This window comes from Leclercia tamurae (genome assembly GCF_025566055.1).
GTDB lineage: Bacteria > Pseudomonadota > Gammaproteobacteria > Enterobacterales > Enterobacteriaceae > Enterobacter > Enterobacter tamurae.
Window position 1 is genome coordinate 1 of sequence record NZ_JAMHKS010000010.1, and the last position, 244, is coordinate 244.

A 244-nucleotide genomic window follows, 5' to 3' on the forward strand; every position below is an offset into this window, starting at 1 on the left:
TCGGTTGATTTCTTTTCCTCAGGGTACTTAGATGTTTCAGTTCCCCTGGTTCGCTTCGTTAAGCTATGTATTCACTTAACGATAGTGTGACGAATCACACTGGGTTTCCCCATTCGGAAATCGTCGGTTATAACGGTTCATATCACCTTACCGACGCTTATCGCAGATTAGCACGTCCTTCATCGCCTCTGACTGCCTAGGCATCCACCGTGTACGCTTAGTCGCTTAACCTCACAACCCGAAG

At 47.5% G+C, this 244-nt stretch carries 1 rRNA gene; it reads right to left on the reverse strand.

The features are described from left to right. Positions 1-231 (reverse strand): 23S ribosomal RNA (locus M8318_RS00035); the annotation flags it as partial. Positions 232-244: the final 13 nt, after the last annotated feature.